General features: G+C 72.4%; 23 protein-coding genes. 15 read left to right on the top strand and 8 right to left on the bottom strand.

Translation table 11 applies throughout. The features are described 5' to 3' along the window. Nucleotides 1–190 precede the first annotated feature (190 nt). Nucleotides 191–2,083: a glycosyl hydrolase gene (locus tag B0I28_RS16420; RefSeq protein ID WP_106364927.1), complete on the top strand. Its 1,893-nt coding sequence runs from the start codon at nucleotides 191–193 to the stop codon at nucleotides 2,081–2,083. Between the two features lie 141 nt (nucleotides 2,084–2,224). On the opposite strand, the gene B0I28_RS16415 is transcribed toward B0I28_RS16420, so the two are convergent. Genes B0I28_RS16415 through B0I28_RS16405 form a run of 3 tightly spaced genes read right to left on the bottom strand, consistent with a single transcriptional unit; the run spans nucleotide 2,225 to nucleotide 3,596 of the window. Beyond that, a complete protein-coding gene (locus B0I28_RS16415) occupies nucleotides 2,225–2,812 on the bottom strand; it encodes a DNA-3-methyladenine glycosylase (protein ID WP_106365149.1) in 588 nt (195 codons plus the stop codon). Further along, nucleotides 2,809–3,351, bottom strand: a complete 543-nt coding sequence (locus tag B0I28_RS16410; protein WP_181245818.1) for a DUF3515 family protein — start codon at nucleotides 3,349–3,351, stop codon at nucleotides 2,809–2,811. Before B0I28_RS16410 ends, B0I28_RS16415 begins: the two co-directional genes overlap by 4 nt. Nucleotides 3,352–3,362: 11 nt before the next feature. Beyond that, nucleotides 3,363–3,596: an Lrp/AsnC ligand binding domain-containing protein gene (locus tag B0I28_RS16405; RefSeq protein WP_106364925.1), complete on the bottom strand. Its 234-nt coding sequence runs from the start codon at nucleotides 3,594–3,596 to the stop codon at nucleotides 3,363–3,365. Nucleotides 3,597–3,737: 141 nt separating this feature from the next. On the opposite strand from B0I28_RS16405, the gene B0I28_RS16400 reads away from it, so the two are divergent. Then, on the top strand, nucleotides 3,738–4,688 hold the full coding sequence (locus tag B0I28_RS16400) for a thiamine-phosphate kinase (RefSeq protein ID WP_245889006.1): 951 nt from the start codon (nucleotides 3,738–3,740) through the stop codon (nucleotides 4,686–4,688). Nucleotides 4,689–4,928: 240 nt separating this feature from the next. On the opposite strand, the gene rpmB is transcribed toward B0I28_RS16400, so the two are convergent. Beyond that, nucleotides 4,929–5,120, bottom strand: a complete 192-nt coding sequence (gene rpmB / locus B0I28_RS16395) for a 50S ribosomal protein L28 (protein WP_030157716.1) — start codon at nucleotides 5,118–5,120, stop codon at nucleotides 4,929–4,931. Nucleotides 5,121–5,393: 273 nt separating this feature from the next. Here rpmB and B0I28_RS16390 point away from each other — a divergent pair, with 273 nt between their 5' ends. The 9 genes from B0I28_RS16390 to rnc all read left to right on the top strand — a co-directional run bounded on the left by B0I28_RS16390 (nucleotide 5,394) and on the right by rnc (nucleotide 14,071). Then, nucleotides 5,394–6,635, top strand: a complete 1,242-nt coding sequence (locus B0I28_RS16390; protein ID WP_146148131.1) for a flagellar basal body-associated FliL family protein — start codon at nucleotides 5,394–5,396, stop codon at nucleotides 6,633–6,635. 77 nt (nucleotides 6,636–6,712) lie between these two features. After that, complete coding sequence (locus B0I28_RS16385; RefSeq protein WP_106364922.1) at nucleotides 6,713–8,353, top strand: DAK2 domain-containing protein; 1,641 nt, start codon at nucleotides 6,713–6,715, stop codon at nucleotides 8,351–8,353. Further along, nucleotides 8,350–10,533 carry an ATP-dependent DNA helicase RecG gene (gene recG, locus B0I28_RS16380; protein WP_106364921.1) on the top strand — a complete coding sequence of 728 codons (2,184 nt, stop codon included), beginning with the start codon at nucleotides 8,350–8,352 and terminating at the stop codon, nucleotides 10,531–10,533. Before B0I28_RS16385 ends, recG begins: the two co-directional genes overlap by 4 nt. 31 nt (nucleotides 10,534–10,564) lie before the next feature. After that, on the top strand, nucleotides 10,565–11,122 hold the full coding sequence (rsmD, locus tag B0I28_RS16375; protein WP_106364920.1) for a 16S rRNA (guanine(966)-N(2))-methyltransferase RsmD: 558 nt from the start codon (nucleotides 10,565–10,567) through the stop codon (nucleotides 11,120–11,122). Further along, nucleotides 11,119–11,610, top strand: coding sequence for a pantetheine-phosphate adenylyltransferase (gene coaD, locus B0I28_RS16370; RefSeq protein ID WP_106364919.1), 492 nt, complete (start codon nucleotides 11,119–11,121; stop codon nucleotides 11,608–11,610). The genes rsmD and coaD overlap by 4 nt, the downstream gene beginning before the upstream one ends. A gap of 62 nt (nucleotides 11,611–11,672) precedes the next feature. Next, the gene (locus B0I28_RS16365) at nucleotides 11,673–12,185 is read left to right on the top strand and encodes a hypothetical protein (protein ID WP_106364918.1); all 513 of its coding nucleotides are present in this window, start codon (nucleotides 11,673–11,675) and stop codon (nucleotides 12,183–12,185) included. A 389-nt stretch (nucleotides 12,186–12,574) separates the two neighbouring features. Continuing rightward, nucleotides 12,575–13,141 carry a YceD family protein gene (locus B0I28_RS16360; RefSeq protein ID WP_106364917.1) on the top strand — a complete coding sequence of 189 codons (567 nt, stop codon included), beginning with the start codon at nucleotides 12,575–12,577 and terminating at the stop codon, nucleotides 13,139–13,141. A 27-nt stretch (nucleotides 13,142–13,168) separates the two neighbouring features. Continuing rightward, a complete protein-coding gene (gene rpmF, locus B0I28_RS16355; RefSeq protein ID WP_091053207.1) occupies nucleotides 13,169–13,342 on the top strand; it encodes a 50S ribosomal protein L32 in 174 nt (57 codons plus the stop codon). A 12-nt stretch (nucleotides 13,343–13,354) separates the two neighbouring features. After that, nucleotides 13,355–14,071, top strand: a complete 717-nt coding sequence (gene rnc, locus B0I28_RS16350) for a ribonuclease III (protein WP_106364916.1) — start codon at nucleotides 13,355–13,357, stop codon at nucleotides 14,069–14,071. 228 nt (nucleotides 14,072–14,299) lie between these two features. Here rnc and mutM read toward each other — a convergent pair whose 3' ends face one another. The 3 genes from mutM to B0I28_RS16335 all read right to left on the bottom strand — a co-directional run bounded on the left by mutM (nucleotide 14,300) and on the right by B0I28_RS16335 (nucleotide 16,697). After that, complete coding sequence (mutM, locus tag B0I28_RS16345) at nucleotides 14,300–15,130, bottom strand: bifunctional DNA-formamidopyrimidine glycosylase/DNA-(apurinic or apyrimidinic site) lyase (protein ID WP_106364915.1); 831 nt, start codon at nucleotides 15,128–15,130, stop codon at nucleotides 14,300–14,302. Between the two features lie 26 nt (nucleotides 15,131–15,156). Further along, on the bottom strand, nucleotides 15,157–15,780 hold the full coding sequence (locus tag B0I28_RS16340) for a helix-turn-helix transcriptional regulator (protein ID WP_106364914.1): 624 nt from the start codon (nucleotides 15,778–15,780) through the stop codon (nucleotides 15,157–15,159). Nucleotides 15,781–15,959: 179 nt separating this feature from the next. After that, on the bottom strand, nucleotides 15,960–16,697 hold the full coding sequence (locus B0I28_RS16335; protein ID WP_106364913.1) for a CAP domain-containing protein: 738 nt from the start codon (nucleotides 16,695–16,697) through the stop codon (nucleotides 15,960–15,962). A 352-nt stretch (nucleotides 16,698–17,049) separates the two neighbouring features. On the opposite strand from B0I28_RS16335, the gene B0I28_RS16330 reads away from it, so the two are divergent. The 4 genes from B0I28_RS16330 to B0I28_RS16315 all read left to right on the top strand — a co-directional run bounded on the left by B0I28_RS16330 (nucleotide 17,050) and on the right by B0I28_RS16315 (nucleotide 22,996). Beyond that, complete coding sequence (locus B0I28_RS16330; RefSeq protein WP_106364912.1) at nucleotides 17,050–17,238, top strand: hypothetical protein; 189 nt, start codon at nucleotides 17,050–17,052, stop codon at nucleotides 17,236–17,238. 209 nt (nucleotides 17,239–17,447) lie between these two features. Next, the gene (smc, locus tag B0I28_RS16325) at nucleotides 17,448–20,990 is read left to right on the top strand and encodes a chromosome segregation protein SMC (protein ID WP_106364911.1); all 3,543 of its coding nucleotides are present in this window, start codon (nucleotides 17,448–17,450) and stop codon (nucleotides 20,988–20,990) included. 51 nt (nucleotides 20,991–21,041) lie between these two features. Then, a complete protein-coding gene (gene ftsY / locus B0I28_RS16320) occupies nucleotides 21,042–22,172 on the top strand; it encodes a signal recognition particle-docking protein FtsY (RefSeq protein WP_106364910.1) in 1,131 nt (376 codons plus the stop codon). 35 nt (nucleotides 22,173–22,207) lie between these two features. Beyond that, complete coding sequence (locus B0I28_RS16315; RefSeq protein ID WP_106364909.1) at nucleotides 22,208–22,996, top strand: phosphotransferase enzyme family protein; 789 nt, start codon at nucleotides 22,208–22,210, stop codon at nucleotides 22,994–22,996. A 323-nt stretch (nucleotides 22,997–23,319) separates the two neighbouring features. Here B0I28_RS16315 and B0I28_RS16310 read toward each other — a convergent pair whose 3' ends face one another. Beyond that, nucleotides 23,320–24,588: a vanadium-dependent haloperoxidase gene (locus B0I28_RS16310; RefSeq protein ID WP_106364908.1), complete on the bottom strand. Its 1,269-nt coding sequence runs from the start codon at nucleotides 24,586–24,588 to the stop codon at nucleotides 23,320–23,322. Nucleotides 24,589–24,594 lie beyond the last annotated feature (6 nt).

The following is a 24,594-nucleotide window of genomic DNA, read 5'->3' as shown; positions in this document are numbered from 1 at the left end:
GAAGCCCTTTCTGGTTCTAGGGATCTCGAATGAGTAACGAGCGACGCGTGCCCGAGGTGACGGGCGCGGCGCGCGGCGCGCGCGACGGGGGTTGTGTTTGCGAGAGGAGACGAGTAGAAACCAATTTGTTCGCTAATATGGTGATTCGCAATATTGAGTCCGGATCACATTGGACGGAAGAAGGTGGACCATGGGCGGCTCCGAGTCCCGGCAGCGGCTTCCGCTCGCGACCGGCCGCGGCATCGTGACCGTCCTCGCGGTCCTTCCGCTGGTCCTGGCGGGTTTCGTCGTCGGCTACGGCGTGGGCTCGGGGGACGGCCGCTTCGGCGAGCCGATCCGCGAGGCCTGGGAGGGCGGGCAGGGCACGGTCGACCACCGGCCCCTCGCGGCGTCCTTCACCGCCACGGGCGTCGAGGGCCGCGCGCCCGACGCGCCGTCGGTGCTGCCCGTCGGCTACTCCGACGACCTCGGCATCGCCGTCGCCCACCTCCAGTTCGCCGTGGACGAGACCACGGTCCGCCCCTCGCACACCGCGGAGCTGCGCCTGCCGATCGCTGTGCCGCCGGACTCTGAGGGCATGACCGTCGAGGTCGCCTCCGTCCACCCGGTGAGCTGCCTGTGCTCGCTGACGGCCGCCACCGCGCCGCCGTACGGCACGGTCTGGGACGCCGTCGAGGTGAACTCCTCCACCACCGAGATCGTCTTCGACGTCACCGGCGCGATCAACGCGCCCGGCCGCTACGGCTTCGCGATCACCAGCCCCGACCGCAAGGCCTACCTCGAACTCGAAGGCGCCGAGTACAACACGGGCCCGGCGCTGCGCACGGTCTCCGAACCGGACACGCCGACCGGCCCGCTCCCGCCGACCGCTCCGGCCCCGACCGGCCCGGCCACGTCGGCCCCGCCGGTCCTGCCTTCCGATGCGCCGTCGCAGTCGCCGTCCGCATCACCGAGCGGATTGCCGAGCGAGACGCCGAGCGGATCGCCCGCGCCCACAGACGGCACGGTCCCCACCGCGCCGATGGACCCGGCCGGATCACCGGCCCCGACGACCGATCCCACGGGCGTCCCGGGCATGCCCGCCGCCGACCCGACCGAGCCGCTGCCGGAGTCGGGCCAGTCGGAGGACCAGCTGAGCGTCTGCTCCACGGGGGACAAGCTGGTGCCGACATGCGGCGCGCTCGTCGGCGTCGCGCCCGCGGCGCACACCAGCCGCGTCAAGGAGGACGAGCTGCTCGCCTTCGAGGAGCGCGTGCAGCACACGCAGCAGATCTACCACGCGTACGAGCGCGGCGACGACCGCGTGTTCCCGACGCCCGCGCAGATCGCGCTCACCGAGGACCCGGCCAACCCGCGGACGCTGTTCATCAACTGGAAGCCGCAGATGGCGAACTGGGCCGAGATCGCCGCGGGCGACCCGGAGACCGACGCGTACCTGGACCGGCTCGCCGAGCACATCACCGCGAACTTCGACAGGCCGTTCTTCTTCACCGTCCACCACGAGCCCGAGAACGACGTGGTGCAGCGGGAGGGCTCGGGGATGGAGGCCTCCGACTACGCGGCGATGTTCCGGTACGTGGTGGAGCGGCTGCGCGCGCACGGCGTCGACAACCTCGTGTCCGTCATGAACTACATGGGCTACCTCAAGTGGGTCGAGAAGCCCTGGCACGACCAGCTGTACCCGGGCGACGACGTGGTCGACTGGATCGGCCTGTCGGGCTACGGCCAGTCGCTCCACGACGACGGGCGCTCCGACTTCGGGGAGATCGTCGACCAGACCAAGGGCGACACCGCCTGGCCCGGGTTCTACCACTGGGTCGCGAAGGAGCATCCGGCCAAGCCGATGATGCTCGCCGAATGGGGCGTGTTCCACGAGGAGGACTACCCCGACCACCAGGCCGCGGTCTTCCAGGCCGCGCGGTACCAGATGGCGCACTACCCGCGCCTGAAGGCGATCGTCTACTTCGAGACGCCCGCGGACTCCAACGGCGGCAGGAACTCCGAGATCCACCTCGACGACGGCGCCCTGGAGGCCTTCCGCGACCTGATGCGCTCGCCGTACTTCGACGTGCGCCTGGAGTGAGATTCGCCGCTCTTGCGCGGCGGAGCACGCGTTTTCGTCGGACCCGGGGGCGACCCTTGGACCGGCACCCAGGGCGGGCGGGTGCTTTCCCTCCCACCCTGGGAGGGGCCGCCCTCGGCCCGCCGCCTGCGCGGCGCGCCCTCAGTCCTCTTCGGCCGCAGGGGCTTTCGGGTGGCGCTTGTACGGGGACACGTAGCGGTCGCCCGGGATCCAGAAGCGCCAAGCGGTGTCCGCGGCCTTCGTGATCCCGGTGCGCGGCCCGGCGAGCGATGCGACCGGCTCGCCGCGGCTGACGGCGCCGACCATGTCGCGGCCGTCGTCGTCGCGGCCCCAGCCCATCGCCTGCGCGAGCCGCGCGGGCCCGCGCGCGAGGTCCCGCTCCGCGACGTTCTCGCCGCGCCGCCCCTGGGCGACCGGCGCCCCGTCGACGACCTCCCCGGCGCGCAGCAGGACCGCCGCGCCGGCGCCGTCGGCGCCGCACACCAGGTTCGCGCAGAAGTGCATGCCGTACGTGAAGTACACGTACAGGAACCCCGCGGGCCCGAACATCACCTTCGTCCGCGCCGTCGGCCCGCGGAAGGAGTGCGAGGCCGGGTCGTCCTCGCGGTACGCCTCGACCTCCGTCAGCCGTACCGAGACGCCGTTCGCGGTCACGATGCAGCCCAGCAGCTCCGGGGCCACGACCACCGAGTCCCGGGCGAAGAAGCCGCGGTCGAGCGCGCGGCTCACGCGCACCCGGTCGGCGCGTCCTCGGCGGCCGGGACCTTCTCGGCGATCACCGTCGACAGGTCGTTCAGCACATCTACCGGCTGCTCGTGCTCCGCGGGGACGCTCACGCCGACCGGGACCTGCCGGTCCAGGGTCGTCCACTCCACGCCCGCCTCGTCGGAGTACCAGCAGACGCCGTTGAGCTTGTAGACCGCGTCGGTGTCCGCGACCTCCACGGGCGCGGCCCCGCAGGTCGCCACCACCGCCGGGTCGCCGTACGCGAGCACCGACTCCGCGGCGCCCGCACCGCCCTCGACGGGCCGCGCGTCCAGGCCCCCGGCCGCCTCCGGCGCGGTCGCCGTCAGGGCCAGGCAGATCACGGCGTCGTCCTCGGTCAGCTCGGGCACGGCGACCGTGACCGGCGACAGGTCCGCCTGCACCAGGTCGGAGTGCTCCTCGGCGACAGGGGCCATCGCGTTGTAGACGAGCACCCCCGCCACGGCCGCCACCGGCACCGCCACCACGGTCGCGATGACCGCGGGAAGCCTCGACTCGCCCACCGGGCGCCCCCTCAGAGCTTGAGGATCGAACAGGTCAGCGTGCGGGTTATGCCCGCCACCCGCTGGACTCTACTCACCACCGCGTGCCCGAGCGGATCGCCGGTGGACGCCTCGGTGAGCACGACCACGTCGTACGGGCCGGTCACGGTGTCGACACGGACGACGCCGTCGATCCCGGACACGGCCTTGGTGACCGCCTCGGCCATGCCGACCTCGGTCTGGATGAGCATGTACGCCTGTGCCATCGTGAAGGCACCTCCCCGTGACTGGCGAAGCGCGGTGGCCTTGGACCCGACACGGGCGGGCCTGACCGCTTCCCGTTCGCCGTTGAGCGAAGATTACCGAGTGATCCACCGACCTTCAAGCGACCGAGGAATGGAGCGATCGTGAGCGAGACCGTCGCCGAGGTCGGCGAATTCCGCCTCATCGAGCGCTTCACCCGCCACTTCGGGACCACCGACGCGGTCCTCCTCGGCCCCGGCGACGACGCCGCCGTGGTCGCCGCGCCCGACGCCCGCGTCGTCGCCTGCACCGACATGCTCGTGGAGGGCAACCACTTCCGCCGCGACTGGTGCTCCGCGGCCGACGTCGGCCACAAGGCCGCCGCCGTGAACCTCGCCGACATCGCCGCCATGGGCGCCCGGCCCACCGCGCTCCTCGCCGCGGTCTGCGCGCCGCAGGACACGCCCGCCGAATGGCTCGAAGGACTCGCCTCCGGCCTCGCCGACGAGGCCGCCGCGGTCGGCGCGGCCGTCGTCGGCGGCGACACGACCAGGGGCGACCAGCTCACCATCACCGTCACGGCCCTCGGCGACCTCGAAGGCCGCGCCCCGGTCACGCGCGCGGGCGCCCGCCCCGGCGACGTGATCGCGCTGGCGGGGAAGACCGGCTGGGCCGCGGGCGGCCTGAACGTCCTCTCCCGCGGCTTCCGCTCACCGGGCGCGCTCGTCGGCGCCTACCGGCGGCCCCAGCCGCCGTACGCGGCCGCGCGCGATGCCGCCCTCATGGGCGTCAACGCCATGATCGACATCTCCGACGGCCTGCTCGCCGACCTCGGCCACATCGCGTCGGCCTCGGGCGTCGCGATCGACGTCGACACCGCGGCCCTGCCGATCCCCGAGCCGATGCGCAACGCCGCCGAAGCCCTCGGCTCCGACGCCCGCCGCTGGCTCCTCACCGGCGGCGAGGACCACGCCCTCGCCGCGGCCTTCCCCGCCGACGTCCTGCTCCCCGAAGGATGGCGTCGCATCGGCTCGGTCGCCGAAGGCGGCGGCGTCACGGTCGACGGCCGCAAATGGTCCGGCCCGACGGGCTGGGACCACTTCGCGACCTCGTAGCCGGAACGGCCGCCGCGGCAGCGGGAGGCCGCGGGAGCGGCTGGCGCCGCGGGTCGGCCGCCGCGTCCGGGGCGGGCGGGCTCACCCGCCCTTGGGTGGGGAGGTCCCAGCCTCCCGCCGGGGTGCGACGAGAACGCCCGGGTTCCCACCCGGGCGTAGCGAGGATCACGTGATCCCCGGATACGACAAAGCGCCGCCGGGGCCGAGCCCCGGCGGCGAAAGTCTTCTCGGCGTCAGCCCTTAGCGGGTGACCTTGCCGGCCTTGATGCACGAGGTGCAGACCTTGGCGCGGCGCTTGTTGTCGCCGGAGCCAGTCGCGATGCGGATGGTCTGCAGGTTCGGGTTCCAACGACGACGGGTCTTCTTGTGGGACCACGGGACGTTGTTGCCGAAGCCCGGGCGCTTGGCACAGACTTCACACACGCTCGACATAATCCATAACTCCTGCTTGACGTTCATTCGACCCGCCTGACGGCGGGCAACCCGGCAATTCTAACGGACCCTGGAAGGCCCCTGCCATCCAGGTCAGGGGACCTGCGCCACAGCCGCGGCCGCACGTCCTTCCAGGACGCCGTTCCACTGCTCTGTACTGTGGCGGCTGCCGCCGTCCGCTACCGTCGGTGACTCTAGGATGGGCGTTAATCCCGTAGGCTGGCCGCATACAGATGATGTGCCGATGCCCATAGCTTCTTTGGTGAGTCGAACATGAGCAACACCCCGCAGCAGCCTGCCGACGGATGGCAGTCCCCGCAACAGCCCCCGGTGTACCGCCCCAACGAGCAGCCGCCGGAGGAACCGCCGCCGTGGTCGCCCGAGAGCCAGCGGATGTCGGGGATGAGCCAGCAGCAGCCGGGCCCGGTCGAGTCCGACGGCACGGTCAAGTACGTCGGCGGCCCCGGCCAGCCCTCGCAGCCGCCGTTCGGCCCGCCTCCTGGCGTCCCCATCTCGCCGTTCGACCAGCCGGCGCAGTCGCCCCAGCAGATGCCGCCGCAGATGTCCCCGCAGCAGATGCCCGCGGCCGACCCGTTCGGAGGCGGCGGCGGGATGCCGGTCTCCGGCATGCCGGTCTCGGGGATGCCGCCGGTCTCGTCGATCCCGGCCTCGGGCATGCCGGTGTCGGGCCCCGCGGGCCAGTACGGCCAGCAGCCTCCTTACGGGCAGCAGCCGCCGTTCGGCGGCGGCCAGTTCGGCCCCCAGGGCGGCCAGCTCGTCCCGGTCTCCGGCGGCGGGGCGCAGCCGTGGGGCGCGCCCGACACGATCCAGCGCAAGAAGAAGGGCGGCAAGGGCCCCATGTGGCTCCTGCTCGTCGGCGTCGTGGTCATCGCGGCGGCCCTGGGCGTGGGCGGCTTCTTCCTGTTCAACCCGAGCGACGACCCCGACGACCAGGCGACCGGCACCATCTCCTCCCAGGAGGAGGAGCCGACCGGCGAGGCCTCGGAGTCCGGCGAGCCGACCGCGAGCGAGGAGGCCACCACCGAGGCGGCCCCCGAGCCCGAGACGCCCGCGGCGACCACGGTCCTCGCGAACGACGGCTCCGGCCTGAGCATCCTCGTCCCCGAGGGCGCCGCCGAGGCCACCAGCCCGCCCGACGTGTTCACCGACGTCACCGGCACCACGCTCGGCGCCGACGGCCCGACCGTGTACTTCGGGACGTTCGACCCCGCCAAGATCGGCGTCGGCGACGACGTGGACCTGGAGACGCTCGGCGCGAACCTCCAGGCCGCCGCCGCCACCTGGGCGGGCGGCGCCGCCGAGGGCGCGCAGGGCAGCCAGTACCGCGTGGACGCCCGCGCCGCGTACTTCAACACGTTCACCGTCGGCGGCAACACCGTCATGACCGCGATCGTCCAGAACGGCAGCTCCTACGTCGGCTTCGTCGGCTCGGCCACGCCCGAGCAGGTCGAGGCCCTGGAAGCGGCCCGCACCAGCATCAGCTTCGGCCCCTGATCGAACGCCCTCCGGGGGAGGCGGCGGCACCGACCGGTACCGCGGCCTCCCCCGGAGGCGTATCCTCATGGCCCGTGGTGGAAATCCCTGAAACCGGACGCCAGGCCCTCGACGCGGACCTCATGCGCGAGTGGGCCGCGCGCGGCATCGACACGCTCACCCGCCACCGGCGCGGGGTCGACGAGCTGAACGTGTACCCGGTCGCCGACTCGGACACGGCGACGAACATGGTCGCGACCCTCCAGGCCGCCTTCCAGGGCGGCACCCCCGGGCTCGGGCTCGAAGCGCTCCTCGACGAGGCCGCCGGGCGGGCCCTGCTCTCCGCGCGCGGGAACTCCGGGGTGATCCTCGCGCAGATGCTCCGCGGCCTCGCCGACGCGTGGAACGCCGACGCGATCGACGCGAAGGGCTTCGCCGCCGGACTCAGGGCCGCGACCGACGCCGCCACCGGGGCCGTCGCCGTGCCGCAGGCCGGGACGATCCTCACCGTCGCCGAGTCCGCCGCGACCGCCGCCGCGAAGGCCGCGCCGTTCGGACTCGTCTCCGCGTCCCGCGCCGCCGCCGAGGCCGCCGCCGCAGCGGTCGCCGCCACCCCCGGGCAGCTCCCCGCGCTGGCCCGCGCCGGGGTCGTCGACGCCGGGGGCCTCGCGCTCGCCCTGCTCCTCGAAGCGCTCGTGGAGACCCTCACCGGCTCCCGCCCGACCGGGGCCCTGGACCTCCTGGAGCGCCACCGCGTGCGCGCGGTCGAGGAGACCGAGCAGGTCCCGCGCGAGACCGGCTCGGAGGTCTACGGCTACGAGGTCCAGTACCTCCTCGAAGCGGATGCGGGCGCCGCCGCCGAGCTGCGCCACCGGCTCACCGACCTCGGCGACTCCGTCGTCATCATCGGCTCCCGGGCGGCCCGGGACGTCACCACGTTCAACGTCCACGTGCACGTCAACGACATCGGCGCGGCCATCGAGGCCGGGATCGAGCGCGGCCGCGTCCACCGCATCTCCGTGACCCGCTTCGACGACACCGTCGTCGAAGGCGCCGCCGCGGTCCACGCGAACGCCCGCATGCACGCCGCGCCCGCGCGCCGCCCGGACCCCGAACCCGAGGCGCCCACGCGGGCCCTCCTCGTCGTCACCGAGTCCGCGGGCCTGCGCGGTTTCCTTGCGGCCGAAGGCTGCCGCACCGCCACCGAAGCCCGCGCGGGCGCCGAGCTCGCCGCCGCCCTCGCCGACGGCGCCGACAGCGTGGTCGTGATCACCGACACCGATGCGGCCGCGCGGACCGCGCACCGCGCCGTCGAGGCCGCCAGAGGCGACGGCGGACGCCGGGTCGCCGCGCTGTTCGCCGTCACCCGCGTGCAGGCCGTCGCCGCCGTCGCCATCCACGACCCCGAGCGGCCGTTCGACGACGACGTCACGGCCATGGGCGAGGCGATCAAGGCGTGCCGCACCGGCGAGGTCCGCACGGTCCCCGACGGGTTCGCCGCCGTCGTCCACGGCACGGCCGCGGCGGTCTTCTCAGGGGCCGCCGAAGCGGCCCGCGACCTCGCCGACCGGCTGTGCGCCGAAGGGGCCGAACTCCTCACGGTCCTGCCCGGCGCCGGGTCGGACCCGGAAACTGTCACAGCCTTGAGTCATCATGTGCGCGAGGCGTGGCCGACCGTGGAGATCCAGCAGTTGCCCGCCGCAGAAGACGAACCGCTGCTGCTGATCGGAGCCGAATGACCGTAGGGCTGGAGACCCGGCTGCGCGAGGTCCTGGGCAAGAAGACCGCCGACGCCCTCGCCGACGGACTGGGGCTGGAGACCGCCGGGGACCTCCTCGGCCACTACCCGTTCCGCTACGCGCAGCGCGGCGAGCGCACCGACCTCGCCTCGCTCGGCATCGGCGACGACGTCACCGTCGCCGCGCAGGTCCGCGCCGCCGTCAAGAAGACCTTCACGCCCCGCTCCGGCAAGGGCCGCGGCAGGGGCGGGCGCGGAGAGCTCCTCGAAGTGATCGTCGCCGACGAAGCGGGGCGCTCCCTGACCCTCACGTTCTTCAACCAGGGCTGGCGCGCGAAGGAACTCGTCGCCGGACGCTGGGGCCTCTTCGCGGGCAAGGTGGCCCAGTTCCGCGGCCGCCTCCAGCTCAACTCCCCGCAGTACCAGCTCCTCGCCGAGGACGCCGACGACCCCGCGAGCGCCATCGAGGAGTTCGCCGGGACGCTCATCCCCGTCTACCCGGCCACCGCCGAACTGCCGACCTGGAACATCGCCAAGGCCGTCCACACCGTCCTCGGCCTCGTCCCCAGCCCGCCCGACCCGCTCCCCGCGCCCCTGCGCGACCGCCTCGGGCTCCTCGACTACGGCACCGCGCTCCACCAGATCCACCGCCCCGAGTCCCACGAGTACCTCGGCGCCGCCAAGAAGCGCCTCAAATGGCAAGAGGCCCTGGTCATGCAGACCGTCCTCGTGCGCCGCAAAGCCGAGTCCGCGGGCGAGGCCGCCGACCCTTACCCCGAAGGCGGCGCGATCCTCGACGCCTTCGACGCGCGCCTCCCGTTCGACCTCACCGCCGGGCAGCGCCAGGTCGGCGCCGAGATCGCCGCCGAACTCGCCCGCGAGCACCCCATGCACCGGCTCCTCCAAGGCGACGTCGGCTCCGGCAAGACCCTCGTCGCGCTGCGCGCGATGCTCCAGGTCGTCGCCCACGGCGGCCAGGCCGCGCTCCTCGCCCCCACCGAAGTCCTGGCGGCCCAGCATCACCGGTCCATCGCCGAGATGCTCGGCGACCTCGCCAACGGCGGCCAGCTCGGCGCGCCCCCCGAGGCCACCCAGGTCGTGCTCCTCACCGGCTCGGCCACGGCCGCCCAGCGCCGCCCCGTCCTCGACGCCGTCAAGACCGGCGCCGCCGGGATCGTCATCGGCACCCACGCGCTCCTCTACGAGGGCGTCGAGTTCGCGAACCTCGGCCTCGTCGTCGTCGACGAGCAGCACCGCTTCGGCGTCGAGCAGCGCGACGCCTTGCGCGCCAAGGCGAACAAGCCTCCGCACACGCTCGTCATGACCGCCACGCCGATCCCGCGCACCGTCGCCATGACCGTCTACGGCGACCTGGAGACCAGCCGCCTCACCGAGCTCCCCGCGGGCCGCAGCCCCATCGCCACGCACGTCGTGCCGTACGGCGACGGCCGCTGGATGCAGCGCACCTGGACGCGCATCCGCGAAGAGGTCGCCGCCGGACGCCAGGCCTACGTCGTCTGCCCCCGCGTCGGCGGCGACGACACCGACGATCCGAACATCGGCGACAAGCGTCCGCCGCTCGCCGTCACCGACGTCATCGAGGAGCTGCGCGGCAATCAGCTCCACGGCCTGCGCCTGGGCCTCCTCCACGGCCGCCTCGACGCCGACGAGAAGGACCGCGTCATGCGCGCCTACGCCGCTGGAGACCTCGACGTCCTCGTCGCCACCACCGTCATCGAAGTCGGCGTCAACGTCCCCAACGCCACCGCCATGGTCGTCCTCGACGCCGAGCGCTTCGGCATTTCCCAGCTCCACCAGCTCCGCGGTCGCGTCGGCCGCGGCAGCCACCCGGGGCTGTGCCTCCTCGTCTCCGAGGCCATGGAAGGGACGCCCTCGCGCGAGCGCCTCGACGCAGTCGCGTCCACGACCGACGGCTTCGCGCTGGCCGAACTCGACCTGGAGCAGCGCCGCGAAGGCGACGTGCTCGGCGCGGCCCAGTCCGGCATGAAGTCCCACGTGAAGCTCCTGTCGCTGCTCAAGGACGCCGACATCATCGCCGCGTCGCGCACCGAGGCCGCAGCGCTCATCGACGCCGACCCGGAGCTCAAGCGCTTCCCCGAGTTCGCCGCGCTCGTCGACGATCTCGCCGCCGACAGGGGCGAGTTCCTGGAGAAGGGCTGACGGCGCGGAGGCGGACTAGACTCGGATCCAAATGACCAGAATCATCGCCGGCAGCCTGAAGGGCCGCCGCCTCGCCACGCCCCCGGGGGACCGCACCCGGCCCACCTCGGACCGGGTCCGCGAAGCGCTGTTCAACTCGCTCGCGCCCGGCGGCGACCTCGACGGGCTCCGCTTCGCCGACCTGTACGCCGGTTCCGGCGCGGTCGGCATCGAGGCGCTCTCGCGCGGCGCGACCGCGGCCCTGTTCGTCGAGTCGCACCCGCTCACCGCGAAGCTCCTCCGCAAGAACCTCGCCGACCTCGGCGTCTCGGGCGGCGAGGTGATCTGCGCCCCTGTCGAGAAGGCCGTCCAGAACGGCCCGGCCGAGCCGTACGACATCGTCTTCGCCGACCCGCCGTACGCCGTCACCGACGCGGCGGTCGCGGGCGTCCTCGAAGCGCTGGTCGAGCACGGCTGGCTCGCGCCGGACGCCGACGTGGTCGTGGAGCGCGGCGGCAAGGACGCCGCGGTCCCGTGGCCCGCGAAGATCGCAGAAGACCGCGTCCGCCGCTACGGCACCACGGCACTTTGCTACGGTCACGCCCTGTGAAACCTGAAGCCCGAATCGCCGCCTGCTCCGGGTCATTCGATCCGGTGACGTACGGTCATCTCGACATCTTCGGACGCGCCGCCCAGTTGTACGATGAAGTCTGGGTCGCGGTCTTCCACAACGCCTCCAAGAACGCGCTGTTCAGCGTCGAGGAGCGGGTGGAGCTCCTCAAAGAGACCACCGCGGACATGCCCAATGTACGAGTCGCGTCCTTCCAGGGACTGGTGGTCGACTTCTGCCAGAAGCACGGCGCCGGAGTGCTCGTCAGAGGCGTGCGCGCGGCCTCCGACTTCGACTACGAACTACAGATGGCCCAGATGAACTACGGGTTGGCGGGTATCGAGACGGTGTTCATCCCGACCAACCCCCTCTACTCGTTTCTGTCGTCCTCGATGGTCAAGGACGTCACGAAATGGGGCGGCGACGTCTCGTCGCACGTGCCCGAAATCGTCCAATCGCGACTGATCGAGCGCTTGCGGCAGGAATAGCAGCACTTTCCACCCTCATACGGGACAATGTCCCCATGACAGACATCGACGGGAGCAAATCGGTGGGTGCGCTCGACCGGATCGAAGAGATCATCGCTTACGTGGAGCAGGCGAAAGCCGTGCCCATGTCCCGCGCCTGCAAAGTCGACCGGGCCGAGATGATCGCCATGCTCGAAGAGCTCCAGAACGAACTCCCCGGGGACCTGCGCCGGGCCGAGGCCATGCTCCAGGAGCGCGACAACATCATCAACGCCGGCGAGCGCGAGGCCGAGCGGATCATCGCGGAGGGCGAGTCGGAGCACGCGCGGCTCGTCTCGCGCCACGAGATCACCGTCTCGGCCGAGCACGAGGGCAACCGCATCATCGCGGAGGCCCGCGGCGAGGCCCAGCGCCTGCGCGACGAGGTCGACGAGTACGTCGACACGACGCTCGCGAACTTCGAGCAGTTCCTGCACCGCGCCCTCTCGGGCGTCGAGCGCGGCCGCGACAAGATGCACACCCTCCGCGAGATCGGCTCCTTCGCGCCCGCGCAGCAGGAGCAGTTCGAGGACGAGAAGCCGCTCCCGCAGATCTAGCGGGGGAGCGGCGGATGCTCCCCGGTCGGCTCCGGTGCGACGCCGCGGGTCGGGCGGCGCAGCCTCCCCGGTCGTGAGGCCACGGGTACGGCGCCCCGGTCGCAGGACCTGTGGCGCAGCCGCGGTCGGCTTCGGCCGGACCGCCGCCGGTTGCGGCTCGGCCGCGAGGCCGGAGGCGGCGCGGGCAGGGCGCTCCCGGGTGGGAGGGTAAGGCGCCAGTCTTGCCCGCGGGTCCGACGATCCGGGCCCGCGGACGGGGCGGGTATCGCCGACATCACGTCACCGCTCGGCTCCGGCCTGGGTTGGGCCGGGCACCGGGGCTGATGTAGCATTACCGGTCGGCCTCGATCGAGGCGCACCTCCCTGAACCGAAGGACCGCAGCACGCCCATGACGACCGCTCCTGATCCCGCCGCGCCGCTGGTGTTCGACACCGCGGAGCTCGGGCGCAGCTCGGGCACGACGATGCACGTCGCGCTTGAGGTCCCGGCACCCGCCGGGCTGGGTCTCGCGGGCTACGAGGTCCCGGAGTCGGCCCCGCTCGACCTGGACTTCCACCTGACCGCGGTCAGCGAGGGCGTCCTCGCCGACGGCACGGTCGCGGCGGTCGCCGAAGGCGAGTGTGCGAGGTGCCTCGCACCCGTGGAGGACGCCCTCAACGTCCAGGTGCAGGAGCTGTACGCTTACGAAGGCTCCGTCACCGACGCGACCACCGAAGCCGACGAGATTCTGCGGCTCAGTGGGGACCTGCTCGATCTGGAGCCCGCGGTTCGGGACGCGCTGGTGCTGGCGATGCCGGTCACCCCGCTGTGCCGACCTGACTGCCCGGGGCTGTGCGCCGATTGCGGCGTCCCCTGGGACGAACTGCCCGACGACCACGTTCACGAGACCGTGGACCCCCGTTGGGCGGGTTTGGAGAAGCTTCGGCTCGCCGACACCGACGGCGAATCGAAATAGCACAGCGAATAAGTATGGAGTTCTGAAGTGGCTGTTCCGAAGCGTCGTATGTCGCGCAGCAACACCCGGCACCGTCGGTCGCAGTGGAAGGCGACGCCGATCCAGCTGGTCGAGTGCCCGCAGTGCCACGCCAAGAAGCGCGGCCACCAGGTCTGCGAGGTGTGCGGCACGTACAAGGGCCGCCAGGTTCTCGAGGCCTAAGTCCTCCCGCTCATGGGCGACAAGGCAGTACAACATTTCGAAGCGGTGTTCGGGGTCAGCGAGATCGACCCCGAACTGCTGCGTCTCGCCCTGACCCACCGCTCGTACGCGTACGAGCACGGCGGGCTGCCCACGAACGAGCGGCTGGAGTTCCTCGGGGACTCCGTGCTCAGCCTCGTGGTGACCACGGCGCTGTACCTGAACCACCCCGACCTGCCCGAAGGGCAGCTCGCGCGCCTGCGCGCGTCGGTGGTGAACATGAAGGCGCTGGCGGGGGTCGCGCGCCGCATGGGCGCGGGCGGCATCGGCCCGCACCTCCTGCTCGGCAAGGGCGAGGAGACCTCCGGCGGCCGCGGCAAGAACTCGATCCTGGCGGACGCGGTGGAGGCGCTGCTCGGTGCGGTCTACCTCCAGTACGGGGTCGAGACCGCGAAGCGGGTGGTGCACCACTTCTTCGATCCGCTCATGGAGGCCGCGGCCGGCCAGGGCGCGGCCCTGGACTGGAAGACCAGCCTCCAGGAGCTGACGGCCGACTCCGGTCTCGGCGTGCCCGAGTACCGGATCACCGAGTCGGGCCCCGACCACGCCAAGCAGTTCACGGCCTGGGCCGTGGTCGCGGGCGAGGAGTTCGGCGAGGGCACCGGCGGCTCGAAGAAGGACGCCGAGCAGATCGCCGCCAAGCTCGCCTGGCAGGTCCTCTCGGACCGCATGGGCGTCAAGCAGCGGTAAGACTCACGCGAGGGGCGGGAACCGGAGATCCGGTTCCCGCCCCTCGGCGTTGTCTCACGTGAACGTATGGGTGGGCGGGCGGGTACGTCCATCCCTAACCCCCACCCACCCGGGGAAGCATGGCTGCGATCCTTCCCGGAGGGTCCGACAAAATGCCGGGTCCGGGGCGGCCGTGTCACCCGGACGAGTGGTGAATCCGGGCCTGGGCGGCACCTCGAACGGTATCCGCTACCGCTGACACTTCGGGCAGTAGTGGGCCGAGCGGTCGCCGATGACTTCGCGGACGATCGGGGTGGCGCAGCGTTTGCAGGGCTGGCCGGCGCGGCCGTAGACGGCGAGTTCGCGGGCGAAGTAGCCGGCTTCGCCGCGGGCGTCCACGTAGAGCTCGTCGAAGGAGGTGCCGCCGACGGCGAGGGACTCGGTGAGGACGTCCTTGACGTGGCCGAGGAGTTCGAGGGCCTTGCGGCGGCTCAGGGAGTCGCCCGAGCGGCGGCCGCGCAGGCGCGCGCGCCACAGGGCCTCGTCGGCGTAGATGTTGCCGACGCCGCTGATCCAGCCCTGGTCCAGGAGCGCCTTCTTGACCTCGATGGTCCGCTTGAGGAGCCGGTCGGCGCTCGCAGAGGCGTCGAAGACCGCTTCGAAGACGTCGGGGGCGATGTGGCCCATGGTCTTCGGCACGTCGTCGCCCATCTCGGACAGCTCCCAGTACCCGAAGGTCCGCTGGTCGATGAACCACAGCTCGCGCGCGTCGGTGAACGTGAGGCGACCGCGCAGGTGCTTGTGGGCCTCGCGGCCGTCGGTGACGACGTGGAGCTGGCCGCTCATGCCGAGGTGGCAGATGAGCGCCCGGCCGTCGTCGAGAGAGAGCCACATGAACTTGCCGCGGCGGCCGGTGCCGGTGATCTCCAGGCCCTTGAGGTTCGCCTGGAAGTCGGCGACGCCGGGGGCGTGGCGGCGGACGGTCCGCGGGTTGTAGACCTCGGCGGTGCTGATGCGTCCGCCGCGGAAGGCCGCGTCGACCCCGCGGCGGACCGTCTCGACTTCGGGGAGTTCTGGCACGTTTCAAGTATGCCCAGGGGCTCCGACTAGCTCAGTTGCGGGTGCTTCTCCCTGACGGTGTCGATGCCGTAGTTGATGGCGAAGGCGATCGCGGCGAGGCGCGAGTTGACGCCGAGCTTGCCGAGCACGTTCTGCACGTGCGACCGGACCGTCGAGACCGACACCCCCATCTGGTCGGCCATGTGGCTGGTCGGCTCGCCGCGGACGATGCGGCGGAGCACGTCGTCCTCGCGGGGCGTCAGGTGGTGCGCGAGTTCGAGGGCGTCCTGGTCGCCGAGGAGCGGCGCGGGCTGGAGTGCGGCGCGCAGCAGCTGCGGGTCGTAGTACGGCGGGCTCGCGAGGCCGGCGTCGATGGCGCGGAGCAGTTCGCTCGGGAGGATGTGGGTGTTCGCGATGCCGGCGGCCGAGACCGAGACGGCCTTGCGGAGCACCGATCCGTCCTCGCGGTCGGTGATGAGGAAGACCGGCCGCTTGCAGTCGGTCAGGACCCGGTTCCGGGAGACCGCTTCGAGAGCGACGAGGCAGCAGTCGACCTGCGCGTCCGCGGCGGCGAGCGCTTTGGCGCTGCGGGCCTCGACGGGGTGGTCGCCGCGTCGGTGGAGCAGGGGTCGAATGCTGGCGGAGAAGACCTGGTTCGGGTCGTACAGCATGACACGCACGGTGGCACCTCATCCTTCGGGTGTGCTTCGGTCGCCTCCCCAGATGCACGCCCGTTCAGGCGGCCACCCCAGCATGACTGTTGGTAATCGCCCAGTCCAGCATTGAGTCGGATGGACGACAGTACGAGGTCGCGGCGCCGTTCACCTGCGATAATGCGGCCCCTGAAGGGCTAGCCGAACATCTGCACCCAGTAGATGGTGCCGTCGCGGTCGTACGCGCCGATGCCGATGACGTCGTAGCCGCAGTTGAGGATGTTGGCCCGGTGCCCCTCGGAGTTCATCCACCCCTCCATGACCGATTCGGCGTCGGGGTAGCCCATGGCGATGTTCTCGCCGACGCCGCCCTCGTAGCCCTGGGCGTTGGCCCGGTCGGTGGGGGTGCGGCCGTCCTGGGAGGTGTGGTCGAAGTAGTCGTTCTCCGCCATGTCCTCGGCGTGGAGGCGCGCGGCGGTGTCGAGGCGGGAGTCGCGGGCGAGGTCGCCGCAGCCGTTCTCGGCGCGGCGGTCGTTGACGATGCCGAGGATCTCCGACTCGGCGTCGGCGTACGGGGCGTCGTCGCCGCCCCCGTCGTCCCCGCCGCCGGAGCCGCCGCCGTCGTCCTCTTCCTCTGCGGCCGTGGTGGTCTCGGCCGCCTCGGTGGTGGGCTCCTCCTCGGCCTCCTGCGGGAGGATCTCGGCCTCCTGGAGGTCCGCGAGCGGGGAGACCGTGGGGCTCTCCTCGGCCGCTGCCGACGATGACGCGCTGGTCGCGGGGTCCTGGGACGCCGCTTCCGTGCCGTCCAGTGGCGACCCGACCGCCCACAGTGAGGTGGCCCCCGCCGCCAGGCCGAACGAGGCCAGGATGGCGATGAACATCCGGCGCGTGCTCTCGGCGGGGTCGCGGTGGCGTCCGCCCTGGAGTCTTCGCATGGGGGTACGGCTCCGTCGCGGGGGGAAATACACGGGGGTTTTTCGCGTTTCACGGGGACCCTACCAGGTTCGGACCGGGCGCGCACTGAGCGCGGTGTGACCGGGCGCCTACGGGGGTACCCCCGCAGGTGTGACCCCCGTCGAATCCGGGGGCAGAAGCATGTGCAAAGCTTGACGAAGACCGCCGGAAAGGCGGAAGATAGTGGGTGACGGCCAGTGTTCACGAGCCGTGCTCCACTGGTCCGGCAAGGGGCAATCGGCCCCGGCGGCTAAAAAAATCACTCAGCAAATGCGACGTCTTTTCCGGTGCGTACGCCAACGCCACCAGACGACGTGATCGCAAGGAGAAACTATGGCGAAAGCCCTCTACGGCCACATCGGCCAGGCTCCCAACAAGCGCCTGCTCGAAGAAGTGGTCCAGCTACGCGCGCGAGTACGGAACCTCGAGACCGAGCTTGCCGAGCTGCGGTCCCGCGAGGACGAGATCGAGCAGGACCAGGTCGAGGAGCTGATGCGGCTGCACGAGCCCGCGTTGACCTAGACCGTCACTCGCACAACGGAAGATAGGCGCGCCAGCTGCCAGCAGCGGGCGCGCATTGTCGTGTTCGGAGGACGTTCACCCCGCGGAACCCCGGGAACCCGGTCCGGGTTCGTCCTCTTTGAGAGCTTTGATCTCCCCGTTCCGGTCACACCCGCCTTGTAGGCTGGGACGGTCCCGTACCCCGACGACGCCGACAGCCGGAGCGACCGTTGCACCTGAAGAGCCTCACGCTGAAGGGATTCAAGTCCTTCGCCTCGGCCACCACCCTGCGCTTCGAACCGGGGATCACCTGCGTCGTCGGCCCGAACGGCTCCGGCAAGTCCAATGTCGTCGACGCCATCGCCTGGGTCCTCGGCGAGCAGGGCGCGAAGTCCCTGCGCGGCGGCAAGATGGAGGACGTCATCTTCGCGGGCACCACCGGCCGCCCCGCGCTCGGCCGCGCCGAGGTCACCCTCACGATCGACAACTCCGACGGCGCGATCCCCATCGACTACTCCGAAGTCTCGATCACCCGCCGCATGTTCCGCTCCGGCGAGGGCGAGTACGAGATCAACGGCGATCGCTGCCGCCTCCTCGACGTGCAGGACCTCCTCTCCGACGCCGGCATCGGCCGCGAGATGCACGTCCTGGTCGGCCAGGGCAAGCTCGACTCCTACCTCCACGCCCGCCCCGAGGACCGCCGCGCGTTCATCGAGGAGGCCGCGGGCGTCCTCAAGCACCGCAAGCGCAAGGAGAAGGCCCTCCGCAAGCTCGAAGGCATGCAGGGCAACCTCGACCGGCTCTCCGACCTCACCGGCGAGCTGCGCCGCCAGCTCAAGCCCCTCGGCCGCCAGGCCGAACTCGCGCGCCGCGCCCAGACCATCCAGATGGACCTGCGCGAGGCCCGCCTGCGGCTCCTCGCCGACGACCTCGCGTCCCTGCGCCAGAACATCGCGAAGGACCTCGCCGACGAGGAGGCGATCAAGGAGCGCCGCGCCGTCCTCGCCGACGAGCACGAGCGCCTCGCCGCGCAGGTCGGCGAGGTCGAGACCGCGCACGCCGCCGACAAGCCGCGCCTCGCGCGCCTCCAGGAGACCTGGTACCGCCTCCAGGCGGTCGCCGAGCGGCTCCGGTCCACCGCGCAGCTCGCCGCCGAGCGCCGCCGCTACCTCGCCGAGGAGCAGGACGACCGCGCCGGACGCGACCCCGAGGTCCTGGAGACCGAGGCCCAGCGCATCCGCGAGCAGGAGATCGAGCTGCGCGAGGGGATCGCCGAGGACTCCGAGCGGCTCGCCGCCGCCGTCGAGGCCCGCGAGGAGACCGAGACCGCGCTCAGCGACGCCGAGCAGCGCATCGTCGGCGCCGTCAAGGCCGCCGCCGAGCGCCGCGAGGCCCTCGCGACGCTGCGCGGACGCGTCGACTCCCTCAAGTCCCGCACAGCGGCCGCCGCCGAAGAGCTCGAACGCGCCTCCATCGCGCTCGCCGAGGCGAAGGAGCGCGCCGAGGCCGCCGCCGAGGCGCACGCCGAAGCCGAGGCCGAGAGCGAAGCGGTCGAGACCGACTCCGAGTTCGACGAGGCCCTCGCCGAAGCGAAGGCCCGCACCGCCGCCGCGAAGGCCGAGCTCGACCGCCTCCAGGCCGCCGAGCGCGACGCCGACCGCGAGGCCTCCCAGTGGGCCGCCCGCGAAGAGGCCCTCGCCGTCGGGCTGCGCCGCAAGGACGGCGCCGCCGCCCTGCTCTCCCGCGACGACGCCGTCCCCGGCGTCCTCGGATCCGTCGCCGCGCTCCTCACCGTCAGGCCCGGCTACGAGCCGGTCCTCGCCGCCGCGCTCGGGCGCCTCGCCGACGCCATCGCCGTCACCGGCCCCGCCACCGCCGCCGAGGCCATCCGCCTCCTGCGCGACGAGGACGGCGGGCAAGCCGGCTTCTTGATCGCCGGAGCCCAGACCCACGTGGACGTCCCTAGTGGACTCCTCCCGGTCGCCGACACCGTCTCCGCGCCCGCCGAACTCTCCTCCACCGTGCGCGCCGTGCTCGCCGGGATGGTCGTCGCCGACGACCTCGACGCCGCCCGCGCCATCGTCGAAGCCCACCCCGACCTCACGGCCGTCACCCGAGCAGGCGACGTCCTCGGCGCCGCGACCGCCCACGGCGGCTCCGCGAAGGCCCAGTCCTACATCGAGATCCAGGCCGCCGTCGACGAGGCCCGGGACAAGAAGATCGCCGCCGAGTCCCTCGCCGCGCAGCTCGGCGAGCAGCTCGACGCCGCCCGCGAGGCCCACGCCGAAGCAGAGGCAGCCGCCGAGCAGGTCCGCGGCGCCCAGCGGCAGGCCCAGGCCGCGCACAGCGTCGTCGCCCGCCGCCTCGCCGAACTCGGCGCCGCCGCCCGCAGCGCCGAAGCCGAGGTCGCCCGCCTCGCCCAGGCCAAGGACCGCGCCCAGACCGCCCGCGAAGCCGACACCGCCGGGCTCGGCGACCTCGAAGCGCAGCTTGAGGAACTCGAATCGCTCCCCGAGATCGAGGAGCCCTCGACCGACGAGCGCGACGTCCTCTCCCGTCAGCTCGACGCCGCCCGCCAGAACGAGATGGAGACCCGCCTCGCGGTCCGCACCGCCGAGGAGCGCGCCTCCGCGCTCGCCGGACGCGCCGACGCCCTCGCCCGCCAGGCCCAGTCCGAGCGCGCCTCCCGCGCCCGCGCCCAGGCCCGCCGGGCCGCCCGCGCCCGCGGCGCGGCCGTCGCCGCGCTCGTCGCCGAGGCCGCCGAAGAGACCGGCGTGCGCCTCACCGACTCCCTCGAAGCCGCCGCCATCGAACGCGACACCGTCGCGGCCGAGCAGGCCCGCCGCGAAGCCGCCCTCACCGAGCTGCGCACCCGCGCCGCCGCCACGGCCGCCGAACTCGAACGCATCACCTCCGCGGCCCACCGCGACGAGGTCGCCCGCGCCGAGCAGCGCCTGCGCATCGAGGCCCTCGAAGAGAAGGCCGGCGCCGAGTTCGGCGTCGACATCGAGACGCTCATCGCCGAGTACGGGCCCGACCAGCCCGTGCCGCCCAGCGCCGACGAGATCGCCGCCGCGGCCGAGAAGGGGAAGCCCGAGCCGCTCCCGGCCGACTTCGACCGCCCGCTCATGGAGAAGCGCGCCGCCCGCGGCGAACGCGAGCTGAAACTCCTCGGCAAAGTGAACCCCCTTGCGCTGGAGGAGTTCGCGGCCCTCGAAGAGCGGTACAAGTTCCTCAGCGAGCAGCTCGAAGACGTCAAGAAGACCCGCGCCGACCTCACCACGGTCGTCAAGGAAGTGGACGACCGCATCCAGCAGGTGTTCGCCGAGGCGTTCGCCGACACCGCCCGCGAGTTCGAGCACGTCTTCCAGACCGTCTTCCCCGGCGGCGAGGGGCGCATCCTGCTCACCGAGCCGGACGACCTGCTGCGCACCGGCGTCGAGGTCGAGGCCCGCCCGCCCGGCAAGAAGGTCAAGCGGCTCTCGCTGCTGTCCGGCGGGGAGCGGTCGCTGACCGCGCTGGCGCTGCTCGTGGCCATCTTCCGCGCCCGCCCCAGCCCGTTCTACCTCATGGACGAGGTGGAGGCGGCGCTCGACGACGTGAACCTGGGGCGCCTGCTCGACCTGCTGCGCCAGCTCCAGGAGAACTCGCAGCTGCTCATCATCACGCACCAGAAGCGGACGATGGAGATCGGCGACGCGCTGTACGGCGTCACGATGCGCGCGGGTGTCACGCAGGTCATCAGCCAGAAGTTCTCCCGCGAAGAGGAGTAAGGGCAGCCCAGTACAGTGGTTGACGATCGTCAACTCGTGGAGGGCTTACCTGTGGACAACCTGTGGATCTGGGTGGTCGCCGCCGTCGTCGCGGTCGCCGTCATCGTCGGCGTCGTGGTCGCCGTGCGCGGCCGTTCGAAGTCCGCCGTCGAGGCTCCCGCCGAGGAACCGCAGGTCGAAGCGGCGCCGAAGGCCGAGACTCCGGCTGAGACGCCGAAGCCGGCCGCTCCGGCGGTCGAGACGCCCGAGCCCGTCGCGGGCCGCCTGGTGCGGCTGCGCTCGCGCCTGGCCCGCTCGAACAACGCGCTCGGCAAGGGCCTCCTGGCGCTCCTGGCGAGCGACAAGCTCGACGACGACGTCTGGGACGAGGTCGAGGAGACCCTCCTGACCGCCGACGTCGGCCTGGACGACACGACCGCGGTCGTGGAGCGCCTGCGCGAGCAGGTCAAGGTCCTCGGCACCCGCGACCCCGAGGAGCTGCGGCGCCTGCTCAAGGCCGAACTGACCGCGGTCCTCGAACCGGACCTCGACCGGTCCATCGCCACCGCCGCGCCCTCCGGGGAGGGCCCCGCGGTGATCCTCATGGTCGGCGTCAACGGCTCGGGGAAGACCACGACCTGCGGCCGCGTCGCCAGGGTGCTCATCGCCGAGGGCAAGTCCGTCGTGATGGGCGCGGCGGACACGTTCCGCGCCGCCGCCGCCGAGCAGCTGGAGACCTGGGGCGCCCGCGTGGGCGCGAAGGTGGTGCGCCGCGGCGAGGGCGCCGACCCCGCCTCGGTGGCGTTCGACGCGGTGAAGACCGGGGCCGACGACGGCGCCGACGTGGTGCTCGTCGACACCGCGGGCCGCCTCCAGAACAAGGCCGGGCTCATGGACGAGCTCGGGAAGGTCAAGCGGGTCATCGAGAAGCAGGGCCCGGTGGCGGAGACGCTCCTGGTGCTCGACGCGACCACCGGGCAGAACGGCCTCCAGCAGGCGAAGGTCTTCGGCGAGGTCGTGCAGGTGACCGGCATCGTCCTGACCAAGCTCGACGGGTCCGCGAAGGGCGGGATCGTGATCGCGGTTCAGCGGCAGTTGGGGGTACCGGTTAAGCTGGTCGGACTCGGAGAAGGCCCGGACGACCTGGCCCCCTTCGAGGTCGGAGCGTTCGTCGACGCACTCGTCGACGGCGCCGAGAGCTGACACAGCACGCAGGCGCAAGGGCACAGCGGGGACCGGTGAGCCAAGACGAGATTCCGCTTATTGGCGGCAACACGAGCACGGTCATCCGGCTGGGCGACACGGTCCGCCGGAACACCGGACCCTGGACCCCCGCGGTCCATGCGCTGCTCCGGCACCTGGAGGGCGCCGGGTTCACGGGCGCGCCGCGGGTGCTGGGCGTCGACGAGCACGCCCGCGAGGTGCTGTCCTTCGTGGAGGGCGAGCCGGGCAAGTACCCGCTCGCGCCGCACTGGACCACCGACGAGACCATGAGCGCGGTCGCGAAGATGCTGCGCATGTACCACGACGCGCAGTACGGCTTCCGGCCGCCGCCGGGCGCGACCTGGCGGTCCTTCGGACCGCCGCCGCCCGACACCGAGGTGATCTGCCACCACGACGCCGCGCCGCACAACGTGGTGTGGCGGCCCGACGGGACGCTGTCGCTCATCGACTTCGACCTGGCGAGCCCGGGGGCGCGGATCTACGACGTCGCGTACGCGGCGTGGACGTGGGTCCCGATCTTCACCGACCGCGACTCGATCACCTTGGGCTGGAAGAAGCCCGACCGGGCGCGGCGGCTGCGGATGTTCGCCGACGCGTACGGGCTCTCCGACCGGGACCGCCAGCGGTTCATCAAGGTCATCCGCAAGCGGATCGTGGACCACATCGAGGGCATCCGCCGCATGGCCCAGGCGGGCGACCCCGCGTTCGAGCGGATCGTCCAGAAGGGGCACCTGCGCCGTCCGGCGCGGGACCTGCGGCTGCTCGACGCCGAGCGGTACATCCTCGACGAAGCCCTTCGGTAGGCGAAGGGCGAAGACCCGCCGACGAGCCGGGAGCCGGGGGTCTTCGCCCAGGGGAGCGCTCCCAATCGTGAATCGCCTGCCCGTCGGATGGATCTGGCGGTTCGTTCGGGGGAGCGCCGGGACTGTGGCGCGGGGATGGATTTGAGGGAATTGGAGCAAACCTACCGTGTGAGCGTTTGCCTGTCAATACATTGTCGAACGTCAATATTAAGTGCCCCGGGAGGGTATGCCCGGGACGCGAGTTCCCAAGGGGCGCAGCAAGACGGGCGCCCCGGCCGTCTGCACTCGGCCGGAGCGCCCGACTCCTCAGGAGCGAAGTTCTGCTAGGCCAGGAGGTCCCCGGCGCGGGTGAGGACGAAGGCCGCGACGTTCCGGCTCAGCTCGACGCCCGCGAGGTCCGCCGAGCGCGAGTGGATGCCCGACCACACGCGTGCGTCGACGTTCTCCGCGGTGAGCGGGTGCCACGTGGTGTACGTGCGGGTCACGCCCGGCGCGGTCGGGCTCGGGATCGTGAACGCCGCGCCCGGCCCGTCGCCGACGAGCTGCGTGAGCACCTCCTCGGCCGATCCGGAGTAGGTGTTGTGCCCGCTCGGGTAGTCCGGGTGCGAGGGCGTGGTGTGGAGGGGCGTCCAGGACGGGTCCTGCACGGTGGCGGGGTCCCCGTCCTCGACGGCCCCCGCGATCGCGGTCACCGGGCGCCACCACAGGTGCGCGTACTTCGAGTCCGACGTGGCGATCTGCGTGTCGACCGACGCGACGTGGAACAGCGCCACCAGCTCCACCTGCTCGCGCAGCGACCCCGAGTGGTGCTCCAGGGCCGCCCGCAGCACCGGGTTGTACAGCGTGAACGAGGAGCCGAGCCAGAACTGCGCGGTGTCGGTCTGCGCCTGCGTGCGCGCGGTGCTGTTCAGCCCGCCGTACGCGTACACCTCGTCGAGGTCGGCGCGGTACTGCGGCGTGCCGAGCGCCGGGGGCGCGTCGAGGCGGAACTGGTCGGCGCTGTCGAGCGCGAACGGCACGGCGAAGCGGGTGCCCGCCTGGGCCGCGGGCCCGAACGCGGGCGGCGTCGGCTGCCACACGCCCGGCGCGGCGGCCGGCGGCGTGAACGGGGCGTTCACCGAGGCCGGATCGAGGCCGTCGCCGGCGCGTTCTTCGAGCAGGTCGTCGGCGCGCTCGACGCCCGCGGCGACGCCCTTGCGCTTGGCCCGCCCGTCGGGGACGCGGGCGAGCGCGGCCTCCAGCGCCTCGTCCAGGGCCGCCTGCTGGGTCGGCGCGAGCGCGTACAGCGCCCGGTGGACCGCGGCCGCGAGCGCGGCCTCGCGGTAGTGGCCCGCGTTGACGCCGTGGGGGACGCGGCGCACGGCGCGGGCCGCGGCGAGCCACGCGATGGCCCAGGTGCGGCTGTTGGTGACCTGGGTGGCGGCGGGCGCCGCGGTGACGGCGGCGTCGGTGGCGTCGAACCAGTCGAGGACGGCCGCGCCGTGGCCGTGGGCGGCTGCGGGCGCGGCGATGCCGACCGCGGCCCCGGTGGCGGCGATGGGCGCGGCGGCGAGGACGGCGCGGCGGGATATGGAGGTGCGGGTGGAGGACATGGGTCT

The organism is Glycomyces artemisiae, assembly GCF_003002955.1.
GTDB lineage: Bacteria > Actinomycetota > Actinomycetes > Mycobacteriales > Micromonosporaceae > Glycomyces > Glycomyces artemisiae.
The sequence above is the reverse complement of the archived record's forward strand: the minus strand, read 5'-3'. Positions and strand labels throughout refer to the sequence as shown.

Coding starts and splice junctions, on each gene's coding strand:
- B0I28_RS16420 (WP_106364927.1), top strand. CDS start 191: ATGGGCGGCTCCGAGTCCCGGCAGCGGCTTCCGCTCGCGACCGGCCGC.
- B0I28_RS16405 (WP_106364925.1), bottom strand. CDS start 3,596: ATGGCACAGGCGTACATGCTCATCCAGACCGAGGTCGGCATGGCCGAG.
- rpmB (WP_030157716.1), bottom strand. CDS start 5,120: ATGTCGAGCGTGTGTGAAGTCTGTGCCAAGCGCCCGGGCTTCGGCAAC.
- B0I28_RS16390 (WP_146148131.1), top strand. CDS start 5,394: ATGAGCAACACCCCGCAGCAGCCTGCCGACGGATGGCAGTCCCCGCAA.
- recG (WP_106364921.1), top strand. CDS start 8,350: ATGACCGTAGGGCTGGAGACCCGGCTGCGCGAGGTCCTGGGCAAGAAG.
- rsmD (WP_106364920.1), top strand. CDS start 10,565: ATGACCAGAATCATCGCCGGCAGCCTGAAGGGCCGCCGCCTCGCCACG.
- B0I28_RS16360 (WP_106364917.1), top strand. CDS start 12,575: ATGACGACCGCTCCTGATCCCGCCGCGCCGCTGGTGTTCGACACCGCG.
- rnc (WP_106364916.1), top strand. CDS start 13,355: ATGGGCGACAAGGCAGTACAACATTTCGAAGCGGTGTTCGGGGTCAGC.
- B0I28_RS16340 (WP_106364914.1), bottom strand. CDS start 15,780: ATGCTGTACGACCCGAACCAGGTCTTCTCCGCCAGCATTCGACCCCTG.
- B0I28_RS16335 (WP_106364913.1), bottom strand. CDS start 16,697: ATGCGAAGACTCCAGGGCGGACGCCACCGCGACCCCGCCGAGAGCACG.
- B0I28_RS16330 (WP_106364912.1), top strand. CDS start 17,050: ATGGCGAAAGCCCTCTACGGCCACATCGGCCAGGCTCCCAACAAGCGC.
- B0I28_RS16310 (WP_106364908.1), bottom strand. CDS start 24,588: ATGTCCTCCACCCGCACCTCCATATCCCGCCGCGCCGTCCTCGCCGCC.